This window comes from Butyricicoccus pullicaecorum DSM 23266, from assembly GCF_900167005.1.
Classification (GTDB): domain Bacteria; phylum Bacillota; class Clostridia; order Oscillospirales; family Butyricicoccaceae; genus Butyricicoccus; species Butyricicoccus pullicaecorum.
In genome coordinates, this window is record NZ_FUXW01000001.1 from 337,815 (window position 1) to 363,004 (window position 25,190).

Consider the following 25,190-nt stretch of genomic DNA (forward strand, 5'->3'; position numbering starts at 1 on the left):
GGAGGGGTCATTATGGCAAACAATCTCATTATTACTATCGGCAGACAGTATGGCTCGGGTGGCCGCGAGATCGGACGCAAGCTCGCGCTTCGTCTGGGTATTCCATTCTATGATCGGGAGCTGATTTCCCGTGCTGCAAAGAAGAGCGGCTTCAGCGAGGATCTGTTCGAGCAGCTCGACAAGCGTGCAACCAACAGCTTGCTCTATTCGCTGACCATGTTTGGCTCTACCGGTCTTAATGGCATGTCCCTAACCGACCAGCTGTTCCTGGCACAGGCAAACATCATTCGTGAGATCGCAGACAGCGGCCCGGCCGTTCTGGTTGGACGCTGCGCAGACCATGTCCTGCGCGAGTACGAAAATCGCTTTGATTTCTTCATCACCGGTTCGGTAGATGACCGCCTGCAGCGCATCCAGACCCATGACGATTATGAGCTGTCCGGCAAGTCTCCGCGCGCAGCGCTCGAGAAGATGGATAAGCAGCGCTCGACCTATTACAACTACTATACCGGTAAGGTATGGGGCAAGAGCGACCATTATGATCTGTGCATCAATGCCGGTCGTCTGGGCGTCGAGAATTCCATCGAGGTCATTCTCGCTTACGTAAACGCACTCAAGAAGTAATTTTGCATCATATCAGAAAAAGGCAAGAAAAAGTAAGAGAAGGGGAAACCGGCGCGGCGTATCATCGCTGCGCCGGTCTTCTATTTGCATGAAAAAAAGCACTTCCGATTGGAAGTGCTTTTTTGATGGGGCGATTTATGCCTGCTTGGAAGTGTCGCACAGCGCGCTCGGACGGATGACCTGACGCAGCGGCGACCAGATGACCGATGCAATGCCGTAGTCGACCATGGAGTGAACGACTGTGCCCACGCCGACGAGCAGGACGACGCTGACGAAGAAACCCTTTGCCTCGTATGCTGCCATAGAACCACCGAAGTAGAACGGCAGGATGATGAGGACTTCACCGACACCGTGCAGAATACCGATCAGGAAACTGAACAGCAGGGTCTGCGGACGGGTGGGATGCAGGGCAAGGTCGGGATGACGGCGCAGGTAGAGCGCGCCGACGACGGCGAAGACGATCTGGCTGGCAGCACGCAGAACAACCGTGATCGGGAAGCCTGCGAGGAAGAAGCCCAGCGTAGTGCCGATGGATACCGCAACTGCGACACCGGGAGAGACGAACATTGCGAGGAACAGCGCGACATGGCTGGCCAGCGTGAAGGATGCCGGGTCGAGTCTGATTTTAATGGGGGAGAACATGGGGATGAGGATACCGACGGCGCACAGCAGGGCTGCGACGACCATGCGGTACAGCTTTTGACTGGACATAGAAAAAGACTCCTTTTTTGTGTGACAACAGATATTTGACAACCAGCCAGATGACTCTGACTGCAATCTATCATATCAGTTATCAAGATAGCTGTCAAGATATAAAAGAGACAATAAAAAAACTGCCCGGCGGGGCAGTTTTGTGCAGTCAGCGTTCGAGCAGAAATCCCTTGTCCTTGAGTGCCTGCAAGACGCGTGCCTGTACTTCGGCGTTTGGGCAGCGCAGACGGTGCAGATGGATGCCGCCGGTCAGATTACACAGCGGACGTGCGTTCTCGCGCTCCAGCTTGCTCAGGAAGGCGTCTGCGTCAAAACGGGAGTAGATATGCAAGGGGGCACAGATCTGCCCGTAGATCGAATGCTCGACGGTCACGTCGATCAGGGCGCCGCCCAGGTCGACCACGGTGTACAGCTCTTCGGCCAGACGGTCATCTGCGTGCTCGCATACAATGTTGATTTCAAGGTGGTTTTGCGCCTCTGGACGCTCAAGCAGATAGCCGCGGGGCGTTGCGGTGATGTCTGCGCCTGCGGCGCGCAGCAGGGCGATATCGCCGACGATGATCTGTCGGCTGACCGAAAAGCGGGAAGCGATCGCGGTAGCGGACAGCGGGCCGCTCGACTGGCTCAGCAGCTGCAAAATTTGTTCGCGGCGCGTGGCAGCGTTCATAATACATTCACCTCGTTTTCGATACCTTATACTATAACAGAAAAACGGCCTGCGTGCAAGGCAGGTCGACAGGTGTCAAGGCGGGTGAATACCTTTATATATAATGTAAGAGAAGGTGAAAAAACAGGGTCAGGTTTCGGAAAAATACGAGCATGAAAAAAGGACGCATAAGCGTCCTTAAAACTGCACATATTCGGGATAGATCAAGCACCGGCAACCAGGTAAACGGTTGCCTCGTCGATGCCGAGTTTGAGTGCCTGCTCGTGATTGCCGACGGCAATGTCGATCTTGTTTTCCTTGATCGCGCTGCCGACATCTTCTGCGATGAATACGCCGTAACCATCGATGTAAACACGGCTGCCCAGCGGGATGACCTTGGGGTCAACTGCGATGGTACGGCCCTCGGTCACGGTGGTGCCTGACTTGGTCAGTCCGGTGGCGTAAGCGCCGCAGCACTTTTCACAGGTGCAGTAGAAGGACAGACGGAAGGAACCGAGGTTCTTAAAGTTCTGGGTGATCTGGGCATCTGCTGCCAGTGCGTCCAGCTTTTCAACCGTGCGGGTCACGATCTCGCCCGAGATGAGCTGCTGGAGACGGTCGGTAGAGGCCGAAGCTGCGATCACCGGAGCGGCTGCCTTGGCAGGCTGTGTCTTTGTGGTGGCAGCAGCGGTAGTGGAAGTGGTTGCCTTGGGGGCAGGGGTCGTATATGCGAGTTCGGGGTCACCGTTGTAAGCCAGTGCGGTGCCCAGGCTGAGGGAGGCACACAGCGCCAGCGCAGACGCGCCGCGCACAATTGTTTTCACGCTCAGAAATCTCATAAAATTCTCCTCTTAAACTGGTGGGATACGCCGCCTTGCGACGCCGGCAAATGGGCTGCCGTTCGTTTCACAATTGCATATAGTATAGCACAAGATTCCATAAAATGCAAGTTTTCTTTGTAAATAATGAAAAAAGGGCGTTTTGAACGCCCTAAAAGTTGAAAATATATAAAAACGGCTAAATTTTGTAACTTATTTGTAACTTAACCGATCAGGTAAACATCGGCATAATCAATGCCAAACTGGTAAGCGCGGCTGTGATTTGCGACACAGACATCGATGCGGTTGCCCTTGATTGCGCCGCCGGTATCCTCGGCGATAAATACGCCGTAGCCGTCGATGTAAACGCGGCTGCCCAGCGGGATGACGCGGGAGTCAACTGCGATGGTGCGGCCTTCTGCCATCTTGGTGCCGAGCTTGGTCTTGGCATCCGAGCGGCCGTTGCAGGTTGCGCAGGGGCAGTAGAAGGACAGGCGGTAGTTGCCCAGCTTCTTGAAGTTGTTCTTGATGACAGAGTCAGCTGCCAGAGAGCTGCTCTTGCTGATCGAGTGCGGAGTGACCGAGCCGTTCACCAGCTGGTTGATGCGTGCCTGAGCCGCTGCCGCTGCTGCTGCCGCAGCCGCTGCCTCGCGTGCCTGACGCTCTTCCTCCTCGACCTGGTTCTTAGCTGCCTGCATGTCTTCGGTCGCGCTGGCCGAGTCAACAACGGTCTCGGCGGAAGCCGACAGGTAGCCGTAGGGGAGAGCCGCCATGACTGCATCCGCAGCGCTGCCGTTCTCCGTCGTGGTGGTATAAGCCAGAGCGCTTCCGGTGCTCAGCACACAGCCGATGGCGAGCATACCAGCGAAGCGTCTCATGGTTTTCATACATCGAATTTTCATACAAAAAATCTCCTCGTTTTTCTTGGTTTGTGCGTCTGAATACGCATAAATGGACAAAAAACTTGGATTGTAACCGGTTTGTTACCAATCCGTAGGTGCTATCATACCCGCCTCACCCAGCTTTGTCAAATGATTTTTTGAAAAAAATTGAAATTCGATTACAAATAGTAATATATAAAATAAATATAACAGAAATCGCCTTTAAATTTCAAAAATTTTAACCATTCTGTAACTGGATTTTTTTTAGATTTATGCTTGTCGAAATTTTAGGTAACAGAACGGTAACAAAACGGAGCGTCAGCCGCCGGATTTTATGGCATGCCTGACGGTCTGTGTCGACCACGCGCGGACGCACCCCACTGTACAAATCGGCGGAAACGTGTTATAGTAAACACAGTGTTTGCCCCCACGGTGCGGAAAGGGCGGGCTGTGAGAGCCTGCTTTCTGGGAGCAACCCGTTCCATTTTTTTTGATGGTATTTTGAGGCGCGAAGATGCGGCCTCGTCACAAGAGAGAAAGCCGGAAAGACCGGCGTATGAAGATTCAACCAAATTGTAAAACGACAAAGGAAAGTGATATCGAAGTTATGAAAGAAAAACTGAAGATTATACCGCTCGGCGGTCTCAATGAGATCGGCAAGAACATGACGGTCATCGAGTATGGCAACGACATTGTAGTGATCGACTGTGGACTGGCATTCCCGGACGACGATATGCTGGGTGTAGACCTGGTGATTCCGGACACGACCTACCTCAAGCGCAACCAGAAGAAGGTGCGCGGCTATCTGATCACCCACGGCCATGAGGATCACATCGGTGCAATCCCGTATGTATTGCGCGAAGTCAATGCACCGATCTACGCCACTCGCCTGACCTGCGGCATCATCCAGACCAAACTGGCAGAGCACCGCATGCCCGAGAAGGTGCGCATGAACACGGTCAAGGCTGGCGATGTGATCAAGCTCGGATGCTTCACCATCGAGTTCATTCACACCAACCACTCGATCGCGGACTCGGTTGCACTGGCCATCCGCACGCCGCTCGGCACGATCATCCATACGGGTGACTTCAAGGTCGACCTGACCCCGGTCAGCGGTGAGATGATCGATCTGGCACGCTTTGGTGAACTCGGACGCGAGGGCGTTCTGGCGCTGATGAGTGACTCGACCAACGTCGAGCGCAGCGGCTATACGCCCAGTGAGAAGGTTGTTGGTCAGTCGCTGGAGAATTTCTTTAAGAACTGTGACCAGCGTATCATCATCGCAACCTTTGCTTCCAACGTCAGCCGCCTCCAGCAGATTCTGGACATCGCCGCACGTTTCGGACGAAAGGTCGCAGTCTGCGGACGCAGCATGGAGAAGATCACCCAGGTTGCACAGGAACTCGGTTATCTGCACGACGACGGTAAGGTGCTCATCGACGTGAGCACGATCAACCGCTATCCGCAGAACAGACTGTGCATCGTGTCTACCGGTTCGCAGGGCGAGACCATGTCCGCACTCTACCGCATGGCGTATTCCAGCCATAAGCAGGTTGAGGTCGTGACCGGTGACCGCATTCTGATTGCGGCATCGGCGATTCCGGGCAACGAGAAGTCGGTCTCTAACATGGTAAACGAGTTGTACCGCAAGGGCGCAGAGGTCATTTATGATCGCAATGCAGCCATTCATGTATCTGGCCACGCTTGCCAGGAAGAGCAGAAGCTGATGATTGGTCTGTGCAGACCGAAGTATTTCATCCCGGTACACGGTGAGCATCGCATGCTGCAAAAGCACGCAGCTCTGGCCGAGGAGATGGGCGTCGATCCGCGCAATGTCATCATTACCGAGATCGGCCGTCCGATTGAGATCGATGATCGCTCGGCACGCCTGTGCCCGATGGTTCCGGCAGGTCGTGTTCTGATCGATGGATTGGGTATTGGTGATGTCGGCGCAGCCGTTCTGCGTGACCGTAAACATTTGGCCGAGGATGGCCTGTTGGTTGTCGTGGTCACGATCGATAAGGAGAGCGGCGTGGTCATCGCTGGCCCGGATATTGTTTCTCGAGGTTTCATCTATGTCCGTGAGGCCGAAGATCTCATGGAAGAGTTGCGCGTTCAGTCGCAAATGGCTCTGGATCGCTGCTTAGACGAGGGCGTGCGTGATTGGAATGGTATTAAGAGTGCACTCAAGAGTGCGCTGAGTAATTATTTGTTTAAGAAAACAAAGCGCAGCCCGATGATCCTGCCGATTATTATGGAGGTTTAAGCCGTAAGTCTGTTTTTTCGACAGCGCGGATAACCCGGAAAAACGGAAAAATTGAAGCTTTCGCCGGCCTTTTTCAAAAGGCCGCGGGTTCTTAGGGCAGAGCCCTGAGTCGCCATCCGCAGATGGCGAAATTCCCTTTTGAAACCCGGTGTACGACCCGGGTTTCAACTAAAACAAACAAAAGGAAAAGACCGTCCGACAGGACGGTCTTTTCAGAGATTGCGCGACCTGCGGGTCGCGCTTTTCTTTTTTTATTTTCGTTGATTTTCCCTCGTGGGAGATCGGGAAAATCAAAAAGGATTTCGCCCGTTGCGACGGGCGACTTGAGGCTCTGCCTCAAGACTCCGCAAGCCTTTCGAGAAAGGCTTGAGCGAAAGCTTTATTTCGCACACTCGTTTTATTCGCGCTCAGCGCGAGAACGAGGATAGTGGCCTACGGGCTGCGGGCGGGAATGGGTCTGGCGGTTTGGAAGTGTCACAGCCGGACGCTGATTTCACCGGCACGCAGAATGGTCTGTGTGCCATTCTGATCGATAATCACCAAATTACCCTCGTCGGTCAGATCCACACAGGTTGCAGGATACTGTCCCTGTGGAGAGCTGACCATGATACGCTTACGCAGGCAATTCATACGGCTGCGGTATGCCTGCAATAGTTCCTTACTTTCTCCGGCAAGCAGCTTATCATACCACGGTTCAAACGCATTGAGGATGGATGCTGCGAGTTGTGCACGGGTAGGTAAATGGTGGGTTTCGTCCCAGATACCGCCTGCGATGTCTGCAAGTTCAGGATAAGCCTCACGGTCAAATTTTAGATTCACGCCAATACCAACGATCGAAAAGTCCGGTTTGCTGCCGCCGGTCGAGAAGGAGGACTCGGTCAGGATACCCGCGCACTTGTATCCGCGGAGAAAGACATCGTTGACCCACTTGATTTTCGGCCAGATGCCGCACTGGTGCTCAAGTGCTTCGCAGATCGAGACAGCCGAGATGAGCATAAGCAGGGAAATGCGCTCGAGTGGTAAATCGGGATGCAGTACAATGGACATATATAGTCCGCTGCCTGCCGGGGACACAAATTGTCGCCCCAGTCGACCGCGTCCGGCGGTCTGTTCCTCGGCCAGTAGGACAAAACCCTCGTCCTCATTGCCGAAGCGCTGTTTGACCTGGGTGTTGGTCGAGTCGACAGACGGCTCGATTAGTAATTTACGTCCGAGGCGTGTGGTGTGCAGATGCCGTGTGATGGCTTCCGCAGTCAAACGATCTTCCATCCGAAATCCCCTCACAATCCTGTCAGTTTGTATACTTTATTATATAACAATTGAGGGACACATGGTAGAGTGATGCATAGAAAAAATTGCCAGCTTGAAGGCGTCCTTTTAAAATTCGCGCTTAGTGTGGTATAATGGTAAAAAGTCCGGTTTGTGCAGACAGCCGGAATCAGGAGGAATGTATGAAAACCCGCGAACAGGCTGTGCGCGCACTCGCGCAGACAGCAGAGGATAAAATGCTGCTTCAGCAGTTTTTTGATAAGTATGAGGTCAGCCAAGAGCGATCGTACCTGACCCACACGCGCTTTCTCGATCTGCGCGAACGCACGCTGTGCGTCAAGGCCGCACGCGAGACTGGAATCACGGCGCAGACGGTGTTTTGGGGCGGTTACCCGGATGCCGAGCGTGTGATGGCGCTGTTTTTGCCCGACTACCTGACCGCTGAGGACGCGATCAAGCCGGAAAACAGTCCGCTTGCGCTGCTGCGCGCCGAAAAGAGTCCAGCAGATACATTGTCCCATCGTGATTATCTGGGTGCACTCATGGGTCTGGGCATCGAACGCGCGGTGGTCGGCGATATCTTGTTGCATGACGATGGTGCTGAGCTTTTTGTCACCGAGGACATGGCAGAATTTATTCTGATGAACTTTCTGCGAGCCGGACGCAAGCGCGTCATGCTCAGTCAGATTGCGCTGACCGATTTCCGTTCACCCGAGGTCAATGAGGAGGACGGGGAAGGCTCGGTGGCGTCTCTCAGGCTGGACAGCGTGGCCGCGCTCATCTTCCGCCTGTCCCGTGCGCAGATGCAGGAGCGCATCGACAAGGGCACGGTCTTCCTCAACCAGATGCAGTGCCTCAAGCCCGATGCCGATGTTGCACCCGGCGACCGCATCACCGTGCGCGGTCTGGGGCGTGCCCGCATTGTCGAGCTTGGCGGTGTCAGCCGCAAGGGGCGACAGTTCGTGCGCTACACACGCAGTGTGTAAATCGCCGCTTTAGACTGGAAATCGATCACGAAAACTGCTATAATGAACTATCATTCCAGCAACCGGAAAGAGAGGGAACGCTATGATGATGAAAAAAATCGCCCGCAGCTTGCTGACCATATTGCTTGTGTGCAGCTGCGCTGTGACGGCGGCTTTTGCAGCAGATGATATCACCGGCCACTGGTCGGAGCCATATTTCCGATCACTCAGCGCACATGGTGTCATCAATGCCAACGGCAAAGGTGAGTTCACGCCCACGGCTGAGATCTCCCGTGCGGAGTTCATGCGCTACATCAACCGCGCTTTCGGGTTCACCGAGCAGGCCGACGTGAGCCAGTATAAAGATGTCGACTCCGACCAGTGGTACTATGAGTCGGTGCGCATCGCGGTCAAGTACGGCTATATCTCTGGTCTGTCCAGCACCCAGATGGGCCCGGACAAGGCCATCACCCGTGAGCAGGCCATGACCATTCTGGGCAGACTGTGCAAGGTCGATGCCGGAACGGTCACACCCAGCCAGCTGTCCTTCAGCGACAAGTCCAAGATTGCCACCTGGAGCGCACTGTATATTAAGTGGGCGGTCGACAACGGCTATGTGTCGGGCTACACCGACGGCACCTTCCAGCCTCAGCGCAGCGTGACCCGCGCCGAGGCGGCGAAGATTCTGTACTATTTCACCGGTACGATCTTAGATCAGGCCGGCGCGACCTATAACAGTTCGTCTCTCAATTCGGACACCAAAAACGTGACCATCACGAGCGCGTGCACGCTGTCTGGCGTGACCATTCCGGGCAATCTGTACATCAGCGAGGGACTCAACCAGTCGGCAGTGACCCTGTCTGACGTGACCGTCAAGGGTCGTCTGATTGCAGCGGGCGGCACGGTTCAGCTGAATAACGTCACCGCCCCCGAACTGTATATCAGCTCGCCCTTTACCGGACGCGAGGTGAAAGTAACCTCGGCTGGTACGACGAACATCGATCAGGTCACGGTCATGACCACCGCCGGACTGACCCAGACCAGCTTGCAGGCTGGCGCCTCCGGACTCAAGCAGATCAACGTCTACGGCGATAAGAATATGCCGCTGACGCTGAATGGCCGCTTTGGCAAGGTCACCTTGCAGGATGCAAACCGTCTGAGCCTGTCGGCAGGCGCTTTTGTCGAGTCGCTAACTGTTAAGGGGGCAGCAACCATCGAGGGCACTGGTACCATTCAGAATGCAGTCTTCCAGGCAAACGGTGCGGTCAGTGCCATTGAGCCGCAGACCTACTCGTTCAACAAGGGTATGTCGGCGACCATTCAGGGGACGTCGGTCTCGGTTGACCGCAGTCAGCCCAATCACACGCTGACCCCGGCCACGGTCAACCTGCCTTATGCTGGCGATGTGGTACTTGCCATCGTGTCCGAGGATAACGCTACCGTGCGCTCGGTTATGCTGGGCGACCGTGTCCTGCAGGCGGGTTATCAGTATGACTATGACCCGGTCACCGGTTCCATCCGCATCCTGTCGAATGCGTTCAGCGGTCTGTCCAGCGGAACGTACACCCTACAGGTCATTATGAGCACGGGCATCAACCCGACCGCGACCATCTACCTTGGAAGCGGCAGCAGCTCGTCTAACAGCGGTTCGTCTTCGTCCTCGAATTCGGGCTTGGCTAGCCTTGCAACCCAGGCGGTGACCTTCAGCGCGACCGCAGGCAACGCAGCCAACCAGAATGTGACCATCAACATCAACATTGACTCGAGTGTTGTCGTGCAGGCAGTCCTGCTCGACGGCAGTCAGCTTGCCATGGGTACCCAGTACATCATCAGCGGCAATCAGGTGGTTCTGTACCGCACAGCTCTGGAGCCTCTGGTCTTTGGACGCACCGGTACGATGAACATTGTGCTCGTCCTGTCGAACGGCAATCAGCTGACCGTTCCCATGACACTGGTCTAACACAAACATCTTTCCCCGACAGATTTCCCTGTCGGGGAATTTTTTTGCCCGGTCACCCGTTGGACAAAATCTGCCCGTCCGGTCTGCTATCATAGAGAGCAGGGAGGGACAGCATGGTCATTTATCTCGATGTGCTTGCAGCGGTCAATCTGGCAATGGACTATCTGCTCCTGCTTGCCACCGCGCGGATTGCCGGGGTGTTTGTCCCGCGGGTGCGTCTGCTCATCGGTGCGGCGGTGGGCGCGGCCTATGCCGTGTGCGCCGTTCTGCCTGCGACTACCTTTTTGCAGAACGGTCTGTGCGAGCTGGCCGCTGGGATCGGCATGGTCGCGCTGGTGTTTGCACCCTGCAAAGGTCGGCTTGTGCGCGTTTCGGTGGTATTCGGTCTGGTCTCCTGTGCCTGCGCGGGTGCGGTGATGGCACTCGGTCAGGCGACCGGTGCTATGCTGCGCGTCGGAGGTGCGTACTATCTGGATGTGCCGCTGCGCGTGGTCATTCCGTCTGCGCTGTTGTGCTGGTGCGCGAGCGGGCTGCTGTTTCGCGGCACAGCCGGACAGAACGGAGCCGAGCGTCCGAGCGCACAGGCGGAGCTGACCTTTGCCGGAAAGCGGACGACCGTGCACTTGCTGTGTGACACGGGCAACACCCTGTGCGAGCCGGTTACTGGACGGCCTGCGCTGCTGCTCGATCGATACGCGGCGGCACGGCTGCTGCCGAGCGAGCTTGCAGGCGTGGTCAGCGGATTGCGGTCGGACAATGCAGGCGACCAGATGGCCAGTCTGCCCGACGCGTGGCGCACCCGGTTTTGTCTGCTGCCTTACCGAGCGGTCGGACAGAACAGCGGATTGCTGCTCGCGTTCCGGCTGGACGAGGTGCACATGGACGCGGGAAAGACCGATTGCAGGTTGGCGGCAATCAGTGCGCAGCCGATTGCAGGCGGACGGTACGATGGACTCATCGGTGTTTGAAAGGAGCGAGGCGGACAATGAAAAAGTGGCTCAGACGGATTTTGGCGCGCCTGCGTGCGCTGTGCAGCGGGGGCATTTATTACATCGGTGGCTCCGAGGTGCTGCCGCCGCCACTGACCGGACAGGACGAGGCCGACTGCATCGCCCGGCTGATGGCGGGAGACCCCGAGGCGCGGGACGCGCTGGTTGAACACAATCTGCGTCTGGTGGTGTATATTGCACGCAAGTTTGAGAACACCGGTGTGGGCGTGGAGGATTTGATTTCCATCGGAACGATCGGTCTGATGAAGGCGGTCGGAACCTATAAGACCGACAAAAATGTCAAGCTCGCGACTTATGCTTCCCGGTGCATCGAAAATGAGATTTTGATGCATCTGCGTAAGGTGTCCGGGCAGCGCGCCGAGGTATCGTTTGACGAGCCGCTGTCCTCGGACTGGGACGGCAATGAATTGCTGCTCTCGGACATTCTGGGCACTGAGCCGGACAGCGTCATTCGACCGATTGAGGACGACGTGGACCGCGAACTGCTCCGGCAGGCACTGTCTCAGCTGCCGCCGCGGGAAAAGCAAATCATCTGTCTGCGCTTTGGACTGGGCGGACGGCGCAGCATGACCCAGAAGGAGGTCGCAGACCTTCTGGGAATCTCACAATCGTACATTTCACGCCTGGAAAAGCGCATTATTTCACGAATGAAGAAGGAGATCTTGCGCTGGGTTTGACACTCCTTTACCACTCTGCTATAATAAAATGCAGAGCGAAAGAGGAGCGGATCGAGTATGAAGCAATATTACGCCATGATCGCGGCAGCGGGTGCCCTCTGGGGTCTGCTGTCGCTGTTTTTTGAGGTGCTTTCGGCTGCGGGACTGACCTCGCCGCAGGCGGTCGGCGTGCGCACCGCGTGTGCGGCTGTTGTTATGTGGCTTTGGCTGTTTGTGCGTGATCGCCGCGCGCTGAAGCTCAAGACCTGGAAGCATCTGTGGTATTTTGTCGGCACGGGTATGATCAGTCTGGCATTTTTCAATTCTTGCTACTTTGCCTGTATCGAGCGCTCGACCATCGGCCTTGCCGCATTGCTGCTGTACACCGCGCCGGTGTTTGTCATGCTGTTTTCTGCCGTGCTGTTCGGGGAAAAGCTGACCGGACGTAAGATCGGTGCACTGGCGCTGACCGTCGTGGGCTGTGGACTGGCAACCGGTGCATTTTCGGGCGGTTTGTCGGTGCATCCGGCGGCGTTGGCCTTCGGTCTGGCCTCGGGCATCGGCTATGCACTCTATACCGTCTTTGGCAAATTTGCCCTGCGCGATTATGATTCCCGTACCATCACGGCCTACACCATGCTGTTTGCAGCCATCGGTGTTTTGCCCATCTCGCAGCCGGTGCAGGCCGCACGCATTGTGTTTTCCTCGCCGCAGACGATCATTATGGCATTGTGTGGCGGCGTGCTGTGCACTGTCCTGCCCTATCTGCTGTACACCAAGGGACTGACCCGGGTGGACGCGGGCAAGGCTTCCATCGTGGCTTGCGTGGAGCCGGTTGTCGCTGCGCTGGTCGGTATGCTGCTCTTTGGTGAACCGCTGGACGTTGGACGGCTGGGTGGTATGGCGCTTGTGCTGGCAGCCATTGTTCTGCTCAATCTGCCGATTTCGCATTACACACGCACTGCTTCCTGAAGAAACAAAATCCCGTGATCCAAATGGATACACGGGATTTTTTGCATCCGTCTGCACACACTTGTCAGTGCCGCGCGTTTTGTGATATCATGGATACAAAGAAAGGATTGATCGTCATGCTTTTTGAAAATATTTCGATTTTAGCCGATGATTTTACCGTCAAGCACGGCCAGTACGTAGGCGTCAAGGCGGACAAGATCGCGTATATCGGTTCCGAGCGTCCGACCGAGGATTTTGGTGAGACTTATAACGGTAAGGGTAAGCTGCTCATGCCCGGTATGGTCAACGCGCACTCGCATGCGCCCATGACTCTGCTGCGCGGTTACGGTGAGAACCTGTCCTTGCAGCGCTGGCTGAACGAGCGTATTTTCCCGTTTGAGGACAAGCTCAGCGACGCAGCTGTCGCACCGGCAACCCGTCTGGCCATTGCCGAAATGCTGCGCTTTGGTACGGTATCGTTTACTGACATGTACTTTTTCAGCCAGACCATGGCCGATGCCATTCTGGAATCGGGCATTAAGTGCAACCTGAGCCGTGGATTGACCGTCTTTGACGACAGCGATTACGAGCAGACTGCCGCCTACAAGGACAATTGCGACTTGCTTGCGCGTTATCAGAACGCAGGTGATGGCAGACTGAAGATTGACCTGTGCATTCACGGTGAGTACACGACCACGCCCAAGATGGTCGAGGCAGTCGCAAAGCATGCCAAGCAGGTTGATGCACGTGTGCACATTCACCTGTCCGAGACCCAGAGCGAACACGAAGAGTGCAAGGCACGTCACGGCATGACGCCCGCAGCATATTTTGAAAAGCTGGGTCTGTTCGATCAGCCGACCACGGCAGCGCACTGCGTCTGGCTGGATGATAGCGATTTTGCCATTCTGGAGCGTCGCGGTGTGACTGTTGCGTCCTGCCCGGTCAGCAACATGAAGCTTGCGAGCGGCTTTGCGCGCGTACCTGAAATGCTCAAGCGCGGTATCCATGTTGCGCTGGGTACGGACAGCGTTGCTTCCAACAACAACCTCAATCTTTTCAAAGAGATGTTCCTGTTCGCAAATGTATACAAAGGTGCAACCCATGACCCGACCGTTGTCACCCCGGCTGAGGCGCTGGCCGCTGCGACGGTCAACGGTATGCGCTCGCAGGGACGCGATGACAGCGGTCTTGTCCGTGTCGGCATGAAGGCTGACCTTGCGGTGCTGAACGTCGACGAGCCCTGGATGGTGCCGGTTAACGACTGGACGACCAATCTGGTTTACTCGGCACAGGGAAGTGACGTCTGTCTGACCATGGTTGACGGCAAGGTGCTGTATCAGGACGGCGAATACAAGACCATCGATATCGAGAAGGTCAAGTTCGAAGCACAGCGTGCAACCGACGCAATTCGCGCACAGCTGTAAGTAAAACCCGGAAAGGAGCGGTCATTTATGTATGAAAAGATGAGAGAAAGTGCGGCGTTTCTCAGCCGTGCATTCGGTGGGAGAATCCCGAGTGTCGCATTGGTGCTCGGTTCGGGACTGGGCCCACTGGCCGATGAACTCAAAGACCCGGTGACCGTTCCGTTCGGTGAAGTTCCGCACTTCTGCCGTTCCACGGCACCCGATCATGCAGGCCGACTGGTGCTGGGCGAGTTGTCCGGCAAGACCGTCTTGTGCATGCAGGGTCGATTGCATGGGTATGAAGGCTATACCCCGGCTGAGGTGTCTTATCCCATCCCGGTATTCAAGCTGTTGGGTATTAAAACGGTCATTTTGACCAACGCAGCAGGCGGTATCAACCTGGACTTTTCGGTAGGTGATTTTATGGTGATTGACGACCATATCAACCTCACCGGAAAGAGCCCGTTGACCGGTCCAAACGATGACCGTGTTGGTCCAAGATTTAATGATATGTGTCACGTTTACCCGAAGGACTTGCGTGATCTGGCCGATCAGGCCGCGAAAAATTGCGGTTTGTCCCTGCGGCATGGCGTGTATGTCGGCGTGAATGGCCCGCAGTATGAGACAGCGGCGGAAATCCGCATGTTCCGTGCGATGGGCGGCGATGCGGTGGGCATGTCGACTGTGTTTGAGAGCATTGCGGCTGCACATTGCGGATTGCCGGTCCTCGCGGTGTCCATGATTACCAATATGGCCGCGGGTGTGACCGGAAATGCACTGTCGGATGAAGAAGTCAAGGAAATGGCAGCAAAGGGCGGCGAGCAGTTCCAGACGCTCATGCGTGAAATCGTCGCTTTGCTGTAAAACCCACCACGGCACCCCTTACTGAAAGTTTCGCCAGCCTTTTCAAAGGCTGCGGGTTCTCAGGGCAGAGCCCTGAGCCGGACTCCGCAGAGTCCGGAACTCCTTTTTGATTCCCGGTGTCCGACCCGGGAATCAACTTAAACTAAAACCAAAACGCCGTCCGCAGACGGCGCAATTTCCCCCGCGGCCATTGGCCGCTCACAAAAAAGACCGTCCCAATTTGGGACGGTCTTTTTAAATATCTTCCTGCAATACCATCTCGTGTTCCATCGCCCGGAACCCATACCGCTCGTACACCGGTCGACCCATTGTAGTCGCTTCCAGCGTCAGAAAGGTCACGCCGCGGGCGTGCGCATCGGCTGTCAGCAGATCGAGTAGCTTGGTGCAGATACCTTGCCGACGGTATTCCGGCGCAACATAGAGATTCATATAGTATCCCTTTTGACCGGTCGGATTGTCCACCGTGGGCATAACGCGAAAATAGCTGATGCCACCCGCACCAATCCAGCGATCACTGTCAAAGACCAGATAGGCAGTGTGTGAGTCATCTGCCAGCGCGTCGGCATAGTAGATGCGCGATTGCTCTTCAACTTGTGGAAGCGGTGTATCGGACGGTAATTTGTTTGCGGCACGCAGGACGGTGAGGCGCGTCTGGACGAGCAGGTCAAGGTCGGACAGTTGGGCTTTTTGGAAGGTCAGAGACAAGGAAATGCACTCCTTTGAAGTTGTGGGAAAGGAAAGACAGCCGCCCGAATGGGCGGCTGTATGGATGTTTGTTTTGGTTGATTCCGGTCAAAAGACCGGAATCAAAAGGAGAGCTTCGAGCCTGCGGGCTCGACCAAGTTTCACTTGGATGGACTCAAGGGACTCGTCCCTTGAGAATCCCGATTTTCGCCTGCGGGCGGGAAATTACTTCTTAAATACGCCGGTTACGTCCAGAGTTGCGAAGTAATCCTCGGGGGTCTCTGCACGGCGGATGAGCTCGGTCGTACCGTCCTCACGCAGCAGGACTTCAGCCGAACGCAGCTTGCCATTGTAGTTATAACCCATTGCAAAACCGTGTGCACCGGTGTCATGAATGACCAGATAATCGCCGTCGTCAATCTCGGGCAGCATGCGGTCGATGGCAAACTTATCGTTATTCTCACACAGGCCGCCGGTCACGTCGTACTTGTGATCGCAGGGCGCGTCTTCCTTGCCCAGAACGGTGATGTGATGGTAAGCGCCGTACATCGCCGGACGCATCAGGTTTGCAGCGCAGGCATCCAGACCAACATACTCCTTGTGCGTGTGCTTATGGTGCAGGCACTTTGCAACCAGGCAGCCGTAGGGGCCCATAACAAAGCGGCCCATCTCGGTGTAGATGGCAACGTCGCCCATACCAGCCGGTACGAGAACCTCCTCGTATGCCTTGCGAACGCCCTCGCCGATGGCCATGATATCGTTTGCATTCTGCTCAGGACGGTAGGGGATGCCAACGCCGCCGGACAGGTTGATGAACGCGATATGTGCGCCGGTCTCCTCGTGCAGCTCGACTGCGGTCTGGAACAGCAGGCGTGCCAGCACCGGGTAGTACTCGTTTGCGACCGTGTTGGAAGCCAGGAACGCATGCAGGCCGAAGTGCTTGACACCCTTGCTCATCAGCTTGCGGTATGCCTCGGTCAGCTGGGGACGGGTCATGCCGTACTTTGCATCCTGCGGGGTATCCATGATCTCATTTTCGATCTTGAAGTCACCGCCCGGATTGTAGCGGCAGGACATGGTCTCCGGGAACGGAGCGATCTTCTCAAAGAAGTCGATGTGGGTGATGTCGTCGAAGTTGATGATTGCACCCAGCTTTGCAGCCAGTGCGAAATCCTCAGCCGGGGTCACGTTGGACGAGAACATGATGTCCTCACCAACCTGACCGACTGCCTCGCTCATCAGCAACTCGGTGTAGCTCGAGCAGTCGCAGCCGAAGCCCTCTTCCTTGAGAATCTGAAGCAGGCGGGGATTGGGGCAAGCCTTGACAGCGAAATACTCGTGGAAGCCTGGATTCCAAGCAAATGCCTGCTTGATGCGGCGTGCGTTCTCACGAATGCCTTTCTCGTCATAGAGGTGGAAGGGAGTGGGGTACTTCTTGACTATTTCCTGAACTTGCTCCAGGGTAACAAACGGCTTTTTCTGGTTCATTGGGGTTCATTCCTTTGCGGTTTAGATTTATTTCTTTCCTAAAATCCGCTCGAAGCGGCGGCGGGTCATGGCCTCGCGCCGAGCGGTTTCCTCTTCGTCGATTTCAAGAATGCGGTCGCCCTCGTACCAGACGACCATGCCCTCGCCGGCCATAACGGGTGCATGGCTGCGGGGAATTTCGATCATACCGTGATCGGTTTCCAGAATGATAAAATCGCCTTCGAACCGGTCAACGACTGCCTGTTCTCTCATGTGGCGTTGTCTCCTTTATTAGTTGACAGGGGTTGGATAGCGGAAGGTGCCCGAATCGGCAGTGACGTGCACGGATGCACCGTGTTCTGCCAGACGGGCGAGTGTTTCGGGGTGCGGATGACCATAATCGTTGTACTTCCCGCAGGAAATGACCGCGATTTTGGGCGATGCGGCATCCAGAAACGCATTGGTGGACGAGGTGTCGCTGCCGTGGTGTCCGACTTTGAGCACATCACAGGAAAGATCGGCGCCCGAAGCCAGCACTGCTTCTTCGGCCTGCGCTTCGGCGTCTCCTGTGAACAGCACGCGGAAGTCGTCCGCGGCAAGCATGGAGATAATGGAATCGTTGTTTACATTGTCGAATGTGTCATCGGGCGCGGGTGCCAGAAAAGTCAGACTGGCATGGTTGCCGAACTCGAGTACCTGTCCGGGACTCGGAACCTGTACCGACACACCGGTCTGCTCGGCAGCGTCCAGCATGGCCGAATAGGTGGCGGTCAGTGCGGTCTGCGCGGGCAGATAGAGTACGTCGGTCGGGAACGCTTCCAGCACAGCTGCCATGCCGCCGATGTGATCTTCATGCGGATGGGTACCGACTGCGGCGACCAGATGGGTCACGCCTGCCTCTTTCAGATAGGCGATCACCTGATCGGAAGTTGCCGTCAGACCTGCATCCATGAGCACAGCTTCACCGCCGGACACGATCAGCGAACAGTCACCCTGTCCCACGTCGATGAAATGTACGGTGGTCTGCTGCTGCATGGGATCGGAGATGATCTCCTGTCCAAAACTCACAAACAACTCGTACGCGATCACCAAAACGGTCAGGATACACAGGAAAACAATGGACTTTTTCCCGGGCTTTTGCCGGGAAGTGCTGGAATTGTCTGCCAAAACATACCTCACATTCGACGGGTGCAGACCTCCGTATACAACGCAATCATTATACAATGACACCGCTCAAACTGCAAGGATAACGGGGGTATCTTGCAAGATTTTATAACTTTACCAAAATAAACGCTGTTTTGGCCGGTACATTTTCATACTTTTGACAACGAAAGTGCACGCGCCAGTTTGGACAGCGGTTCCGGGGTCAGTGCAAAGCGTGCAGCCTGTGCTTCGCAGGCAGTCTGGAACGCATCCGCGTCGCCTTCTTTGTACTCGCACTCGATCTCGCAGAACGGTACCGACTGCGAACCGCTCGCCAGCGTTCCGATGTCGAGCGACAGCTCGGCAGAGAAGCCGTCCTGCGTCCACATGACCGGTTGACGGTCAAAACAGACGTGCGCGATGGGAATAAGCTCGGACTGTGCCAGATGCTGACACAGCTCGGCCGATGCGCCGTGCGCGGGCAGTTTTTGCAGGCCGTCGATCAGCGTGTCGGCAGCGCACTCGTATTCCTCGTGCACGTGCAGACCGTTCTGCGCCTCGGTGCGCAGCTTCATGCAGCACACACGGCGGCCATTCTCACTGCGCAGACGCAGACCGATTTTTCGGTCGCGCAGACTGTGTGCGGCATCGTCGTAGTAGATCGCGTCCATGTGCAGGATGGTCTGCGGATGGGGATGCAGTCCGAGCGACTGACACAGCGCGTCAAACTGCTGGGCGGATGCCTTCCATTTGAATTCACGTTCCATGTCAGCGCACCTGTCCGTTGCCGAAAATGACGTATTTCTGCGAGGTCAGTGCTTCCAGACCCATCGGGCCGCGTGCGTGCAGCTTCTGAGTGGAAATACCGATCTCAGCGCCGAAACCGAACTCGAAACCGTCGGTAAAGCGGGTAGAAGCGTTGACATAGACGGCTGCTGCGTCGACCTCGTCGGTAAACTGCTGGGAAGCGGCGTAGGACTCGGTCACGATGCATTCGGAATGTCCGGTGTTGTAGCGGTTGATGTGTGCGATGGCCTCGTCGATGGAGTCCACCACCTTGACCGAAATCTCATACGCCAGATATTCCCGGCCATAGTCGTCCTCGGTCGCGGGGACGATGCTGTCGCCCAGAATCTCCATCGTGCGCGGACAGCCGTGCAGGATGACGTGGTCGGGTGCGAGTGCTTTCTGTGCCATGGGCAGGAAGGCCTCGGCAACATCGCGATGCACGAGCAGGCTTTCGGCGGCGTTGCACACCGAAATGCGCTGGCACTTGGCATTGACCAGAATGCGAGCGGCCATGTCCAGATCGGCAGAGGCATCGACGTAGACATGACAGTTGCCCGTGCCGGTCTCGATGACCGGGACGGTCGCGTTTTGCACGACCGCGCGGATGAGTCCGGCGCCGCCGCGCGGGATGAGCACATCCAGATAGCCGTTGAGCTTCATCATCTGGTTTGCGCTCTCGCGGGTGGTGTCCTCGACCAGATTGATGGCGTCCTGCGGCAGACCGCAGTCTGCAAGCGCCTGACGCATGAGGTCGGACAGACACTTGGACGAGTGGAAGGCCTCCTTGCCGCCGCGCAGGATGCAGGCCGAACCGGCCTTGAAGCACAGTGCGGCAGCGTCCACGGTGACGTTGGGGCGGGCTTCGTAGATGATGCCGATGACACCCATGGGTACACGGCGCAGACCGATGCGCAGACCGTTGGGACGGGTGCGCTGCCACAGCACTTCACCGATGGGGTCGGGCAGGGCGGCGACCTGACGGCAGCCCTCGGCGATCCCGGCGATGCGGTCTGCGGTCAGGGTCAGACGGTCAATCAGACCTTCGTTCAGAGCGTTTTCCCGTCCGGCCTCAATGTCCAGACGGTTGGCGGACAGGATTTCGTCGGTATGCGCCAGGAGCGTGTCGGCAATGGCGTGCAGACCGGCGTTTTTGGCGTTGGTATCCAGCTTGGCAACCGCCGACTTGGCCGCTTTGGCAGCCTCGGCGATGGTCATGAGATCGCGCATGGGGATCAAACCTTCTTTCTCTTGAACTTTCGCTTGAACAGGGTACCGACCTTCTTGCCGTCTACGATATCGTAGAGCACTTCGGCGCGGTCGCCCTTGGTGATGAGCATGGAGACACCGTTTTCCATACAGATTTCGGCAGCGGACAGTTTGGTCGCCATACCGCCGGTGCCGCCCTTGGTGCCCGGGCCGCCCGCGATCTTGCGCAGATCGTCGTTGATGGCCTCGACACGGGAGATGAGCTGCGCGTCCGGGTTTTCACGCGGGTTGTCGCTGTACAGACCGTCGATGTCGGTGAAGATAATGAGCAGATCGGCCTTGCACAGCTGTGCGACGACGGCCGACAGGGTATCGTTATCACCGAAGGTCTCAACGCGGCTGAGCTCCTCGGTGGAAACAACGTCGTTTTCATTGACGATGGGCACGACACCGGCGGTCAGCAGGGCGTCAAAGGTGCCCTCGACGTTGGCGTAGTGTTCGGCGGATGCGATATTGTGGCGGGTCAGCAGGACCTGCGCGACGGTCACGCCGTACTCGAGGAACATCTTGTCGTAGATGTGCATGAGTTCGCACTGACCGACCGCAGCGGCAGCCTGCTTCATGCGCATATCACGCGGGCGATCCATGATGCCGAGCTTGTTGAGACCGACACCGACCGCACCGGACGAGACCAGGACAAGTTCAAATCCTCGGTTGTGCAGATCAGAGATGACGCGCACCAGATGTTCGATGCAGCGAATGTTCAGTTTTCCGTTGGGATAGGTCAGCGAAGAGGTACCGATCTTGAGCACCAGACGGCGCGCATCGGAACGAGTGGACATGGGAAAAGACTCCTTTAATAAAGTAGTAGATAGATAAATTTATTCTATCATAAGCGGGCGGCAGAAACAAGAGAGCAGGCCATATCTGGGGCCGGCTTGTGGATGTTGACGCATCCGGACAGGCGGTAACAGCAGTGTGCATGCAAAATCACAAATTCTTGGTATTTTGCGGAAATTTGCGTGCGGGGCAAAAGGAATTGTGTTATAATAATATGCTGTATACCAATGCAACTAACAGGGAGGAAGATCGGGATGCAAAACCGTCTCACCGTAACAATCGCAGGCCAGAAATTCTCGCTGGTCGCGGACGAACCCGAAGCATACATGAAAGAGATCGCGGCCCTGGCAGATCAGAAGATCGCAGAGGCCAAGAAACTGGTTGGCAATACGACGTTTTCGACCGGCGTATTGGCAACCCTGAACATGGCCGACGAGGCCGTCAAGCTGCGCCATCAGTGCGAGGAATACAAGAACCAGGCACAGGAGCAGCAGGAAGCACTCGCCAAAAGCAAGAGCGAGCTGGGCCTGATGCAGGACGAGCTCGACACCATGCGCCGTGCGCGTCCGGATGAAGACCCGGCCGTGCTCCTGGCCGAAATCAAGCGGCTGGAAAAGGAGCTGGACACCGCACACAATCTGCATGACAGCGTGTGCGCCGAGTCCGATGCCGAGATGGCAAGACTCAACGGCCAGATCGACCAGCTGACCCGTGATCGTGACCAAGCCAAGGCAAGACTGTCCGATATGGATGCCTTGCAGATGCGCATTCAGGCGCTGACCCGCGAGACACAGGAGCTGCGCGAGGAGCTGACACAGGCACAGGCCGAAAAGGCTGCTGCGGTGCATGAGCAGGAAAATTCGCTGCAAAGCGAGATCGAACAACTGAACGCTGCACTCGACGCACTGCATGTCAAGGAATCCACCCAGTCGGCCGAGGCACAGGATCAGATCGACGCGCTCAACAAGCAGATCGAGTCGCTCAATGAGGAGATCGAGATTCTGCGCGGCGCGCGTACCGATACCGAACCGCTCTACGCCGAGATTCGCAACCTGCAAAACGCACTCGATGCCAAGGAAAAGCAGGTCAGCGAGAACATTCAGCTCAAGGAAGAGATCGAAGGACTCAAGCACAAGCTGGTCGAGAACGACCCCGAGCCGCTGCGCAATGAGATTCGCAACCTGCAGAATGCCCTTGACACCAAGGAGAAGCAGGTCGGAGAGAACAGCCGCCTCAAAGCGCAGATCGAGGAGCTGGACGAGCGCCTCAAGCGCAACGATCCGGCACCGCTCTACGCCCAGATTCGTCAGCTGCAGGCAGCACTGGACGAGCGCCGCAGTCAGGCCGACGAGAACGCACGCCTGCGCGATGAGATGCAGCGTCTGCGCGATTCGTACCACGACGTGCGCCCGACCGTTGAGTTTGAGCAGCTGAACAAGGAGCTGACCGATGTCAAGGCCGAGCTGTCCAAGGCGAAGATTCAGCTGGCTGGACGAGAGATCGGCGAGATCGGTGAGCTGCGCCGTGAGCTGACCCGCCTGCGTCAGCTGGAGAAGGATTACAACAACATGGAAGACCCCGAACCGCTGCACGCTGAGATCGATCGCTTGCAGGAAGAGGTCAAACGCGCACACCTGGAGACGTTAGAGGCCGAGAAGAAGGCTGCACCGCAGCACGATGCAGGCGATCTGGCCGAGATCGAACGCCTCAAACAGGAACTGGAGAATGCACACAAGGCAGCAGAGCAGCCTGCACCGGCGGCTGAATCGGTAAACGAGCAGCCGGACGAGCGGGATGCACAGATGCAAACCTTGCAGGCTGAGCTTAAGAAGGTCAAGGCCGAGCTCAACCGTCAAATTCAGATCAACCAGTCCCAGGCACCGCGCGGGAAAAAGAAGAAAGGCGGAAAGTAATGCCCGAATTATTAGCCCCGGCTGGTTCCTTTGAGGGCGTGCGCGCAGCCGTGCAGAGCGGTGCAAACGCCGTCTATCTGGGCTTTGGCACGTTCAATGCCCGCCGTGGCGCAAAGAACTTTTCGCGGGAGGAGATGGCCGAGGCCATTGTCTACTGCCGCACCCGCGGGGTCAAAACCAACGTTACATTCAACATCGTCGCCCTCGACCGTGAGCTGTCCGAAGCCATGGAGGACGTGCGATTTCTGAACGAAGCGGGCGCAGATGCGCTCATCGTGCAGGATTTGGGTCTGGCACGGCTCATTCGCGAGCATGCACCCGACCTGCCGCTGCACGCGTCCACCCAGATGACCATTCACACGCTGGACGGTGCGCTGCAAGCCAAGGAACTGGGCTTTTCCCGCGTTGTACTGTCGCGTGAGTGTACGCTGGACGAGATCGAGAAGATCACCCGCGAGGCGGGCGTGGAAACCGAAGTCTTTGTGCACGGTGCGCTGTGCATGTGCTACTCGGGTCAGTGCTACATGTCGTCGGTCATCGGTCAGCGCTCGGGCAATCGCGGCCTGTGTGCCCAGCCCTGCCGTCTGCCCTACACCTACGACTCCGGCAAAAAGGGATATCCGCTCTCGCTCAAGGACTTGTGCGCGGCTAAGTGGATTCCGACCCTGACCCGGATGGGTGTGTCGTCCTTCAAGATTGAAGGACGCATGAAGCGTCCGGAGTACAGCGCGATTGTCACCAAGATCTACGCCGATCTGCTGCGCGAGCAGCGCGGCCCGACCAAGGAAGAAAACGAAGTTTTGCGCAAGGTCTTCTCGCGTGACGGCTTCACCGACGGCTATCTGACCGGCAAGGTGGACGACAAAATGTTCGGCACCAAGACCGATCTGCCCATGAGCGAGGTCAAGTCGCTCTACGAGGAAGCGGCACACCGCTTTGCCGAGGGCAAGGAAGCGCCGCTCGTACCGGTCACCATGTCCTGTACGGTCACACCGGACGGCATTTCACTCGGCGTGTCCGACGGAGAAGACCACGATGCGGGTACCGCTGACCATGAACCGGTCGAGCAGGCCAAGAACCGTCCGACCACCCGCGACATGCTGGTCAAAAATCTGGTCAAGACCGGTGGTACGCCGTTCTATGTCGCAAACCCGGACGACGATCTCATTATTGACCTGCCCGACGGTCTGATGGTTCCGGCCTCGCGTATCAACGCGCTGCGCCGCACGGCGCTGAACACGGTCGCCATGCTGCGCGGCCTGCCGCCTAAGAGAACTTGGAAACAGTTCCAAACTTCACACAATCGACACAAAAACGCCGCATTCGAGGGGTATACTTTAGAGATACGCAAGCTGTCTCAGCTGACCCCTGCCATGCAGGCACACAAGCCCCAGACGGTCTACGTCCCGCTCGCAGAGCTTGCCGGGGAACCGGATACCGTGCGTTCTCTGCTCGCTGCGGGTATGCCGCTCGCGGTGCACATGCCGCGCATCTATACCGATGCCGAGCAGCCCGAAATCGAGCGCATGCTGGATATCGTGTGCGACTGCGGTGTGCAGATTGCCTGCGCGATGAACGTCGGACAGCTGCCGCTGCTTAGGCGTAAGGGATTTACCGTGCACGGCGGCTTTGGTCTTAACGTATGCAACGGCGCGGCACTCGATGCTCTGGCTGAGCTGGGTGTCGTTCGACAGACGCTGTCGTTCGAACTGCGCACGGCACAGCTGCGCGACATCGACAAGCCCATCCAGACCGAAATGGTGGTCTACGGCCATCTGCCGCTGATGATTTTTGAAAACTGTGCCATCCGGCGCAAGACGGGCAAGTGCAGCTGCAAGCAGGGCGTTACCACCCTGACCGACCGCACCGGCCAGCGCTTTGCGCTTCTGCCCGAGTTCGGCTGCCGCAACACGCTGCTCAACAGCAAGCCGCTGTATCTGGCCGATAAGGACGACTGGAAGAAGGTCGGCGCACAGCTCGGACGCATCTGCCTGACCACCGAGTCACCCGAGCGGGCTGGCGAGATCTGGCAGGCGTACACCGAGGGCAGGGAAGTGACCTTTGCCGACGGCTTTACCCGCGGACTGTACGGACGCGGTGTCGAATAAAACGGATATGGGAATG

Annotated in this window: 23 protein-coding genes; 11 read left to right on the top strand and 12 right to left on the bottom strand. The window is 56.7% G+C overall.

Features of this window, described 5'->3' with window-relative positions; translation table 11 throughout:
- Positions 1–12 precede the first annotated feature (12 nt).
- Entirely contained in the window at positions 13–624 is a 612-nt protein-coding gene (locus B5D52_RS01740; RefSeq protein ID WP_016147671.1) for a cytidylate kinase-like family protein, read from the top strand.
- A 135-nt stretch (positions 625–759) separates the two neighbouring features.
- Here B5D52_RS01740 and B5D52_RS01745 read toward each other — a convergent pair whose 3' ends face one another.
- The 4 genes from B5D52_RS01745 to B5D52_RS16660 all read right to left on the bottom strand — a co-directional run bounded on the left by B5D52_RS01745 (position 760) and on the right by B5D52_RS16660 (position 3,686).
- Positions 760–1,335, bottom strand: coding sequence for a hypothetical protein (locus tag B5D52_RS01745; RefSeq protein ID WP_016147670.1), 576 nt, complete (start codon positions 1,333–1,335; stop codon positions 760–762).
- Between the two features lie 148 nt (positions 1,336–1,483).
- Positions 1,484–2,002: a transcription repressor NadR gene (locus B5D52_RS01750; protein ID WP_016147669.1), complete on the bottom strand. Its 519-nt coding sequence runs from the start codon at positions 2,000–2,002 to the stop codon at positions 1,484–1,486.
- Between the two features lie 203 nt (positions 2,003–2,205).
- Positions 2,206–2,820, bottom strand: coding sequence for a 3D domain-containing protein (locus B5D52_RS01755; protein WP_016147668.1), 615 nt, complete (start codon positions 2,818–2,820; stop codon positions 2,206–2,208).
- A gap of 203 nt (positions 2,821–3,023) precedes the next feature.
- Positions 3,024–3,686 (bottom strand): 3D domain-containing protein, encoded by a 663-nt coding sequence (locus B5D52_RS16660; RefSeq protein WP_278246317.1) that lies wholly within the window; start codon positions 3,684–3,686, stop codon positions 3,024–3,026.
- Positions 3,687–4,236: 550 nt separating this feature from the next.
- On the opposite strand from B5D52_RS16660, the gene B5D52_RS01765 reads away from it, so the two are divergent.
- Complete coding sequence (locus tag B5D52_RS01765) at positions 4,237–5,946, top strand: ribonuclease J (protein WP_413813317.1); 1,710 nt, start codon at positions 4,237–4,239, stop codon at positions 5,944–5,946.
- Positions 5,947–6,420: 474 nt separating this feature from the next.
- Here B5D52_RS01765 and B5D52_RS01770 read toward each other — a convergent pair whose 3' ends face one another.
- Positions 6,421–7,215 carry a biotin--[acetyl-CoA-carboxylase] ligase gene (locus B5D52_RS01770; RefSeq protein WP_016147665.1) on the bottom strand — a complete coding sequence of 265 codons (795 nt, stop codon included), beginning with the start codon at positions 7,213–7,215 and terminating at the stop codon, positions 6,421–6,423.
- 182 nt (positions 7,216–7,397) lie between these two features.
- Here B5D52_RS01770 and B5D52_RS01775 point away from each other — a divergent pair, with 182 nt between their 5' ends.
- From B5D52_RS01775 to B5D52_RS01805, 7 genes are all read left to right on the top strand, one after another.
- Positions 7,398–8,201 carry a YlmH family RNA-binding protein gene (locus tag B5D52_RS01775; RefSeq protein WP_016147664.1) on the top strand — a complete coding sequence of 268 codons (804 nt, stop codon included), beginning with the start codon at positions 7,398–7,400 and terminating at the stop codon, positions 8,199–8,201.
- A gap of 82 nt (positions 8,202–8,283) precedes the next feature.
- Positions 8,284–10,140 (top strand): S-layer homology domain-containing protein, encoded by a 1,857-nt coding sequence (locus B5D52_RS01780; protein ID WP_016147663.1) that lies wholly within the window; start codon positions 8,284–8,286, stop codon positions 10,138–10,140.
- Positions 10,141–10,253: 113 nt separating this feature from the next.
- Positions 10,254–11,108 carry a sigma-E processing peptidase SpoIIGA gene (locus B5D52_RS01785; protein ID WP_016147662.1) on the top strand — a complete coding sequence of 285 codons (855 nt, stop codon included), beginning with the start codon at positions 10,254–10,256 and terminating at the stop codon, positions 11,106–11,108.
- Positions 11,109–11,125: 17 nt separating this feature from the next.
- A complete protein-coding gene (gene sigE / locus B5D52_RS01790; protein ID WP_016147661.1) occupies positions 11,126–11,827 on the top strand; it encodes an RNA polymerase sporulation sigma factor SigE in 702 nt (233 codons plus the stop codon).
- Between the two features lie 57 nt (positions 11,828–11,884).
- Entirely contained in the window at positions 11,885–12,778 is an 894-nt protein-coding gene (locus B5D52_RS01795; protein WP_016147660.1) for an EamA family transporter, read from the top strand.
- 116 nt (positions 12,779–12,894) lie between these two features.
- Positions 12,895–14,181, top strand: a complete 1,287-nt coding sequence (locus B5D52_RS01800) for an amidohydrolase (RefSeq protein ID WP_016147659.1) — start codon at positions 12,895–12,897, stop codon at positions 14,179–14,181.
- A gap of 27 nt (positions 14,182–14,208) precedes the next feature.
- The gene (locus tag B5D52_RS01805; RefSeq protein WP_016147658.1) at positions 14,209–15,024 is read left to right on the top strand and encodes a purine-nucleoside phosphorylase; all 816 of its coding nucleotides are present in this window, start codon (positions 14,209–14,211) and stop codon (positions 15,022–15,024) included.
- A gap of 234 nt (positions 15,025–15,258) precedes the next feature.
- Here the strand turns inward: B5D52_RS01805 and B5D52_RS01810 are convergent, their stop codons facing one another.
- The 7 genes from B5D52_RS01810 to proB form a co-directional block, all read right to left on the bottom strand.
- Positions 15,259–15,729, bottom strand: a complete 471-nt coding sequence (locus B5D52_RS01810; RefSeq protein ID WP_016147657.1) for a GNAT family N-acetyltransferase — start codon at positions 15,727–15,729, stop codon at positions 15,259–15,261.
- Between the two features lie 204 nt (positions 15,730–15,933).
- On the bottom strand, positions 15,934–17,196 hold the full coding sequence (locus tag B5D52_RS01815; protein WP_016147656.1) for a diaminopimelate decarboxylase: 1,263 nt from the start codon (positions 17,194–17,196) through the stop codon (positions 15,934–15,936).
- A 27-nt stretch (positions 17,197–17,223) separates the two neighbouring features.
- A complete protein-coding gene (locus tag B5D52_RS01820) occupies positions 17,224–17,448 on the bottom strand; it encodes a DUF3006 domain-containing protein (protein WP_016147655.1) in 225 nt (74 codons plus the stop codon).
- Positions 17,449–17,466: 18 nt separating this feature from the next.
- Entirely contained in the window at positions 17,467–18,342 is an 876-nt protein-coding gene (locus B5D52_RS01825) for a ComEC/Rec2 family competence protein (protein WP_016147654.1), read from the bottom strand.
- 146 nt (positions 18,343–18,488) lie between these two features.
- Positions 18,489–19,085: a CYTH domain-containing protein gene (locus B5D52_RS01830; RefSeq protein WP_016147653.1), complete on the bottom strand. Its 597-nt coding sequence runs from the start codon at positions 19,083–19,085 to the stop codon at positions 18,489–18,491.
- A 1-nt stretch (position 19,086) separates the two neighbouring features.
- Positions 19,087–20,334, bottom strand: coding sequence for a glutamate-5-semialdehyde dehydrogenase (locus B5D52_RS01835; protein ID WP_016147652.1), 1,248 nt, complete (start codon positions 20,332–20,334; stop codon positions 19,087–19,089).
- 5 nt (positions 20,335–20,339) lie between these two features.
- Positions 20,340–21,155, bottom strand: a complete 816-nt coding sequence (proB, locus tag B5D52_RS01840; RefSeq protein WP_016147651.1) for a glutamate 5-kinase — start codon at positions 21,153–21,155, stop codon at positions 20,340–20,342.
- 252 nt (positions 21,156–21,407) lie between these two features.
- Between proB and B5D52_RS01845 the strand changes: the two genes are divergently transcribed.
- Complete coding sequence (locus B5D52_RS01845) at positions 21,408–23,066, top strand: cell division protein ZapA (protein ID WP_016147650.1); 1,659 nt, start codon at positions 21,408–21,410, stop codon at positions 23,064–23,066.
- Positions 23,066–25,174 carry a U32 family peptidase gene (locus tag B5D52_RS01850; RefSeq protein ID WP_016147649.1) on the top strand — a complete coding sequence of 703 codons (2,109 nt, stop codon included), beginning with the start codon at positions 23,066–23,068 and terminating at the stop codon, positions 25,172–25,174. Before B5D52_RS01845 ends, B5D52_RS01850 begins: the two co-directional genes overlap by 1 nt.
- Positions 25,175–25,190: the final 16 nt, after the last annotated feature.

Excerpts from the sequence above, each read along its gene's own strand:
- B5D52_RS01745 (WP_016147670.1), bottom strand. The coding sequence starts at position 1,335 with ATGTCCAGTCAAAAGCTGTACCGCATGGTCGTCGCAGCCCTGCTGTGC.
- B5D52_RS01800 (WP_016147659.1), top strand. The coding sequence starts at position 12,895 with ATGCTTTTTGAAAATATTTCGATTTTAGCCGATGATTTTACCGTCAAG.
- B5D52_RS01765 (WP_413813317.1), top strand. The coding sequence starts at position 4,237 with ATGAAGATTCAACCAAATTGTAAAACGACAAAGGAAAGTGATATCGAA.
- B5D52_RS01785 (WP_016147662.1), top strand. The coding sequence starts at position 10,254 with ATGGTCATTTATCTCGATGTGCTTGCAGCGGTCAATCTGGCAATGGAC.
- sigE (WP_016147661.1), top strand. The coding sequence starts at position 11,126 with ATGAAAAAGTGGCTCAGACGGATTTTGGCGCGCCTGCGTGCGCTGTGC.
- B5D52_RS01770 (WP_016147665.1), bottom strand. The coding sequence starts at position 7,215 with ATGGAAGATCGTTTGACTGCGGAAGCCATCACACGGCATCTGCACACC.
- B5D52_RS01805 (WP_016147658.1), top strand. The coding sequence starts at position 14,209 with ATGTATGAAAAGATGAGAGAAAGTGCGGCGTTTCTCAGCCGTGCATTC.
- B5D52_RS01740 (WP_016147671.1), top strand. The coding sequence starts at position 13 with ATGGCAAACAATCTCATTATTACTATCGGCAGACAGTATGGCTCGGGT.
- proB (WP_016147651.1), bottom strand. The coding sequence starts at position 21,155 with ATGTCCACTCGTTCCGATGCGCGCCGTCTGGTGCTCAAGATCGGTACC.
- B5D52_RS01750 (WP_016147669.1), bottom strand. The coding sequence starts at position 2,002 with ATGAACGCTGCCACGCGCCGCGAACAAATTTTGCAGCTGCTGAGCCAG.
- B5D52_RS01795 (WP_016147660.1), top strand. The coding sequence starts at position 11,885 with ATGAAGCAATATTACGCCATGATCGCGGCAGCGGGTGCCCTCTGGGGT.
- B5D52_RS01820 (WP_016147655.1), bottom strand. The coding sequence starts at position 17,448 with ATGAGAGAACAGGCAGTCGTTGACCGGTTCGAAGGCGATTTTATCATT.
- B5D52_RS01775 (WP_016147664.1), top strand. The coding sequence starts at position 7,398 with ATGAAAACCCGCGAACAGGCTGTGCGCGCACTCGCGCAGACAGCAGAG.
- B5D52_RS01830 (WP_016147653.1), bottom strand. The coding sequence starts at position 19,085 with ATGGAACGTGAATTCAAATGGAAGGCATCCGCCCAGCAGTTTGACGCG.
- B5D52_RS01780 (WP_016147663.1), top strand. The coding sequence starts at position 8,284 with ATGATGATGAAAAAAATCGCCCGCAGCTTGCTGACCATATTGCTTGTG.
- B5D52_RS01815 (WP_016147656.1), bottom strand. The coding sequence starts at position 17,196 with ATGAACCAGAAAAAGCCGTTTGTTACCCTGGAGCAAGTTCAGGAAATA.
- B5D52_RS16660 (WP_278246317.1), bottom strand. The coding sequence starts at position 3,686 with ATGAAAACCATGAGACGCTTCGCTGGTATGCTCGCCATCGGCTGTGTG.
- B5D52_RS01835 (WP_016147652.1), bottom strand. The coding sequence starts at position 20,334 with ATGCGCGATCTCATGACCATCGCCGAGGCTGCCAAAGCGGCCAAGTCG.
- B5D52_RS01850 (WP_016147649.1), top strand. The coding sequence starts at position 23,066 with ATGCCCGAATTATTAGCCCCGGCTGGTTCCTTTGAGGGCGTGCGCGCA.
- B5D52_RS01755 (WP_016147668.1), bottom strand. The coding sequence starts at position 2,820 with ATGAGATTTCTGAGCGTGAAAACAATTGTGCGCGGCGCGTCTGCGCTG.
- B5D52_RS01845 (WP_016147650.1), top strand. The coding sequence starts at position 21,408 with ATGCAAAACCGTCTCACCGTAACAATCGCAGGCCAGAAATTCTCGCTG.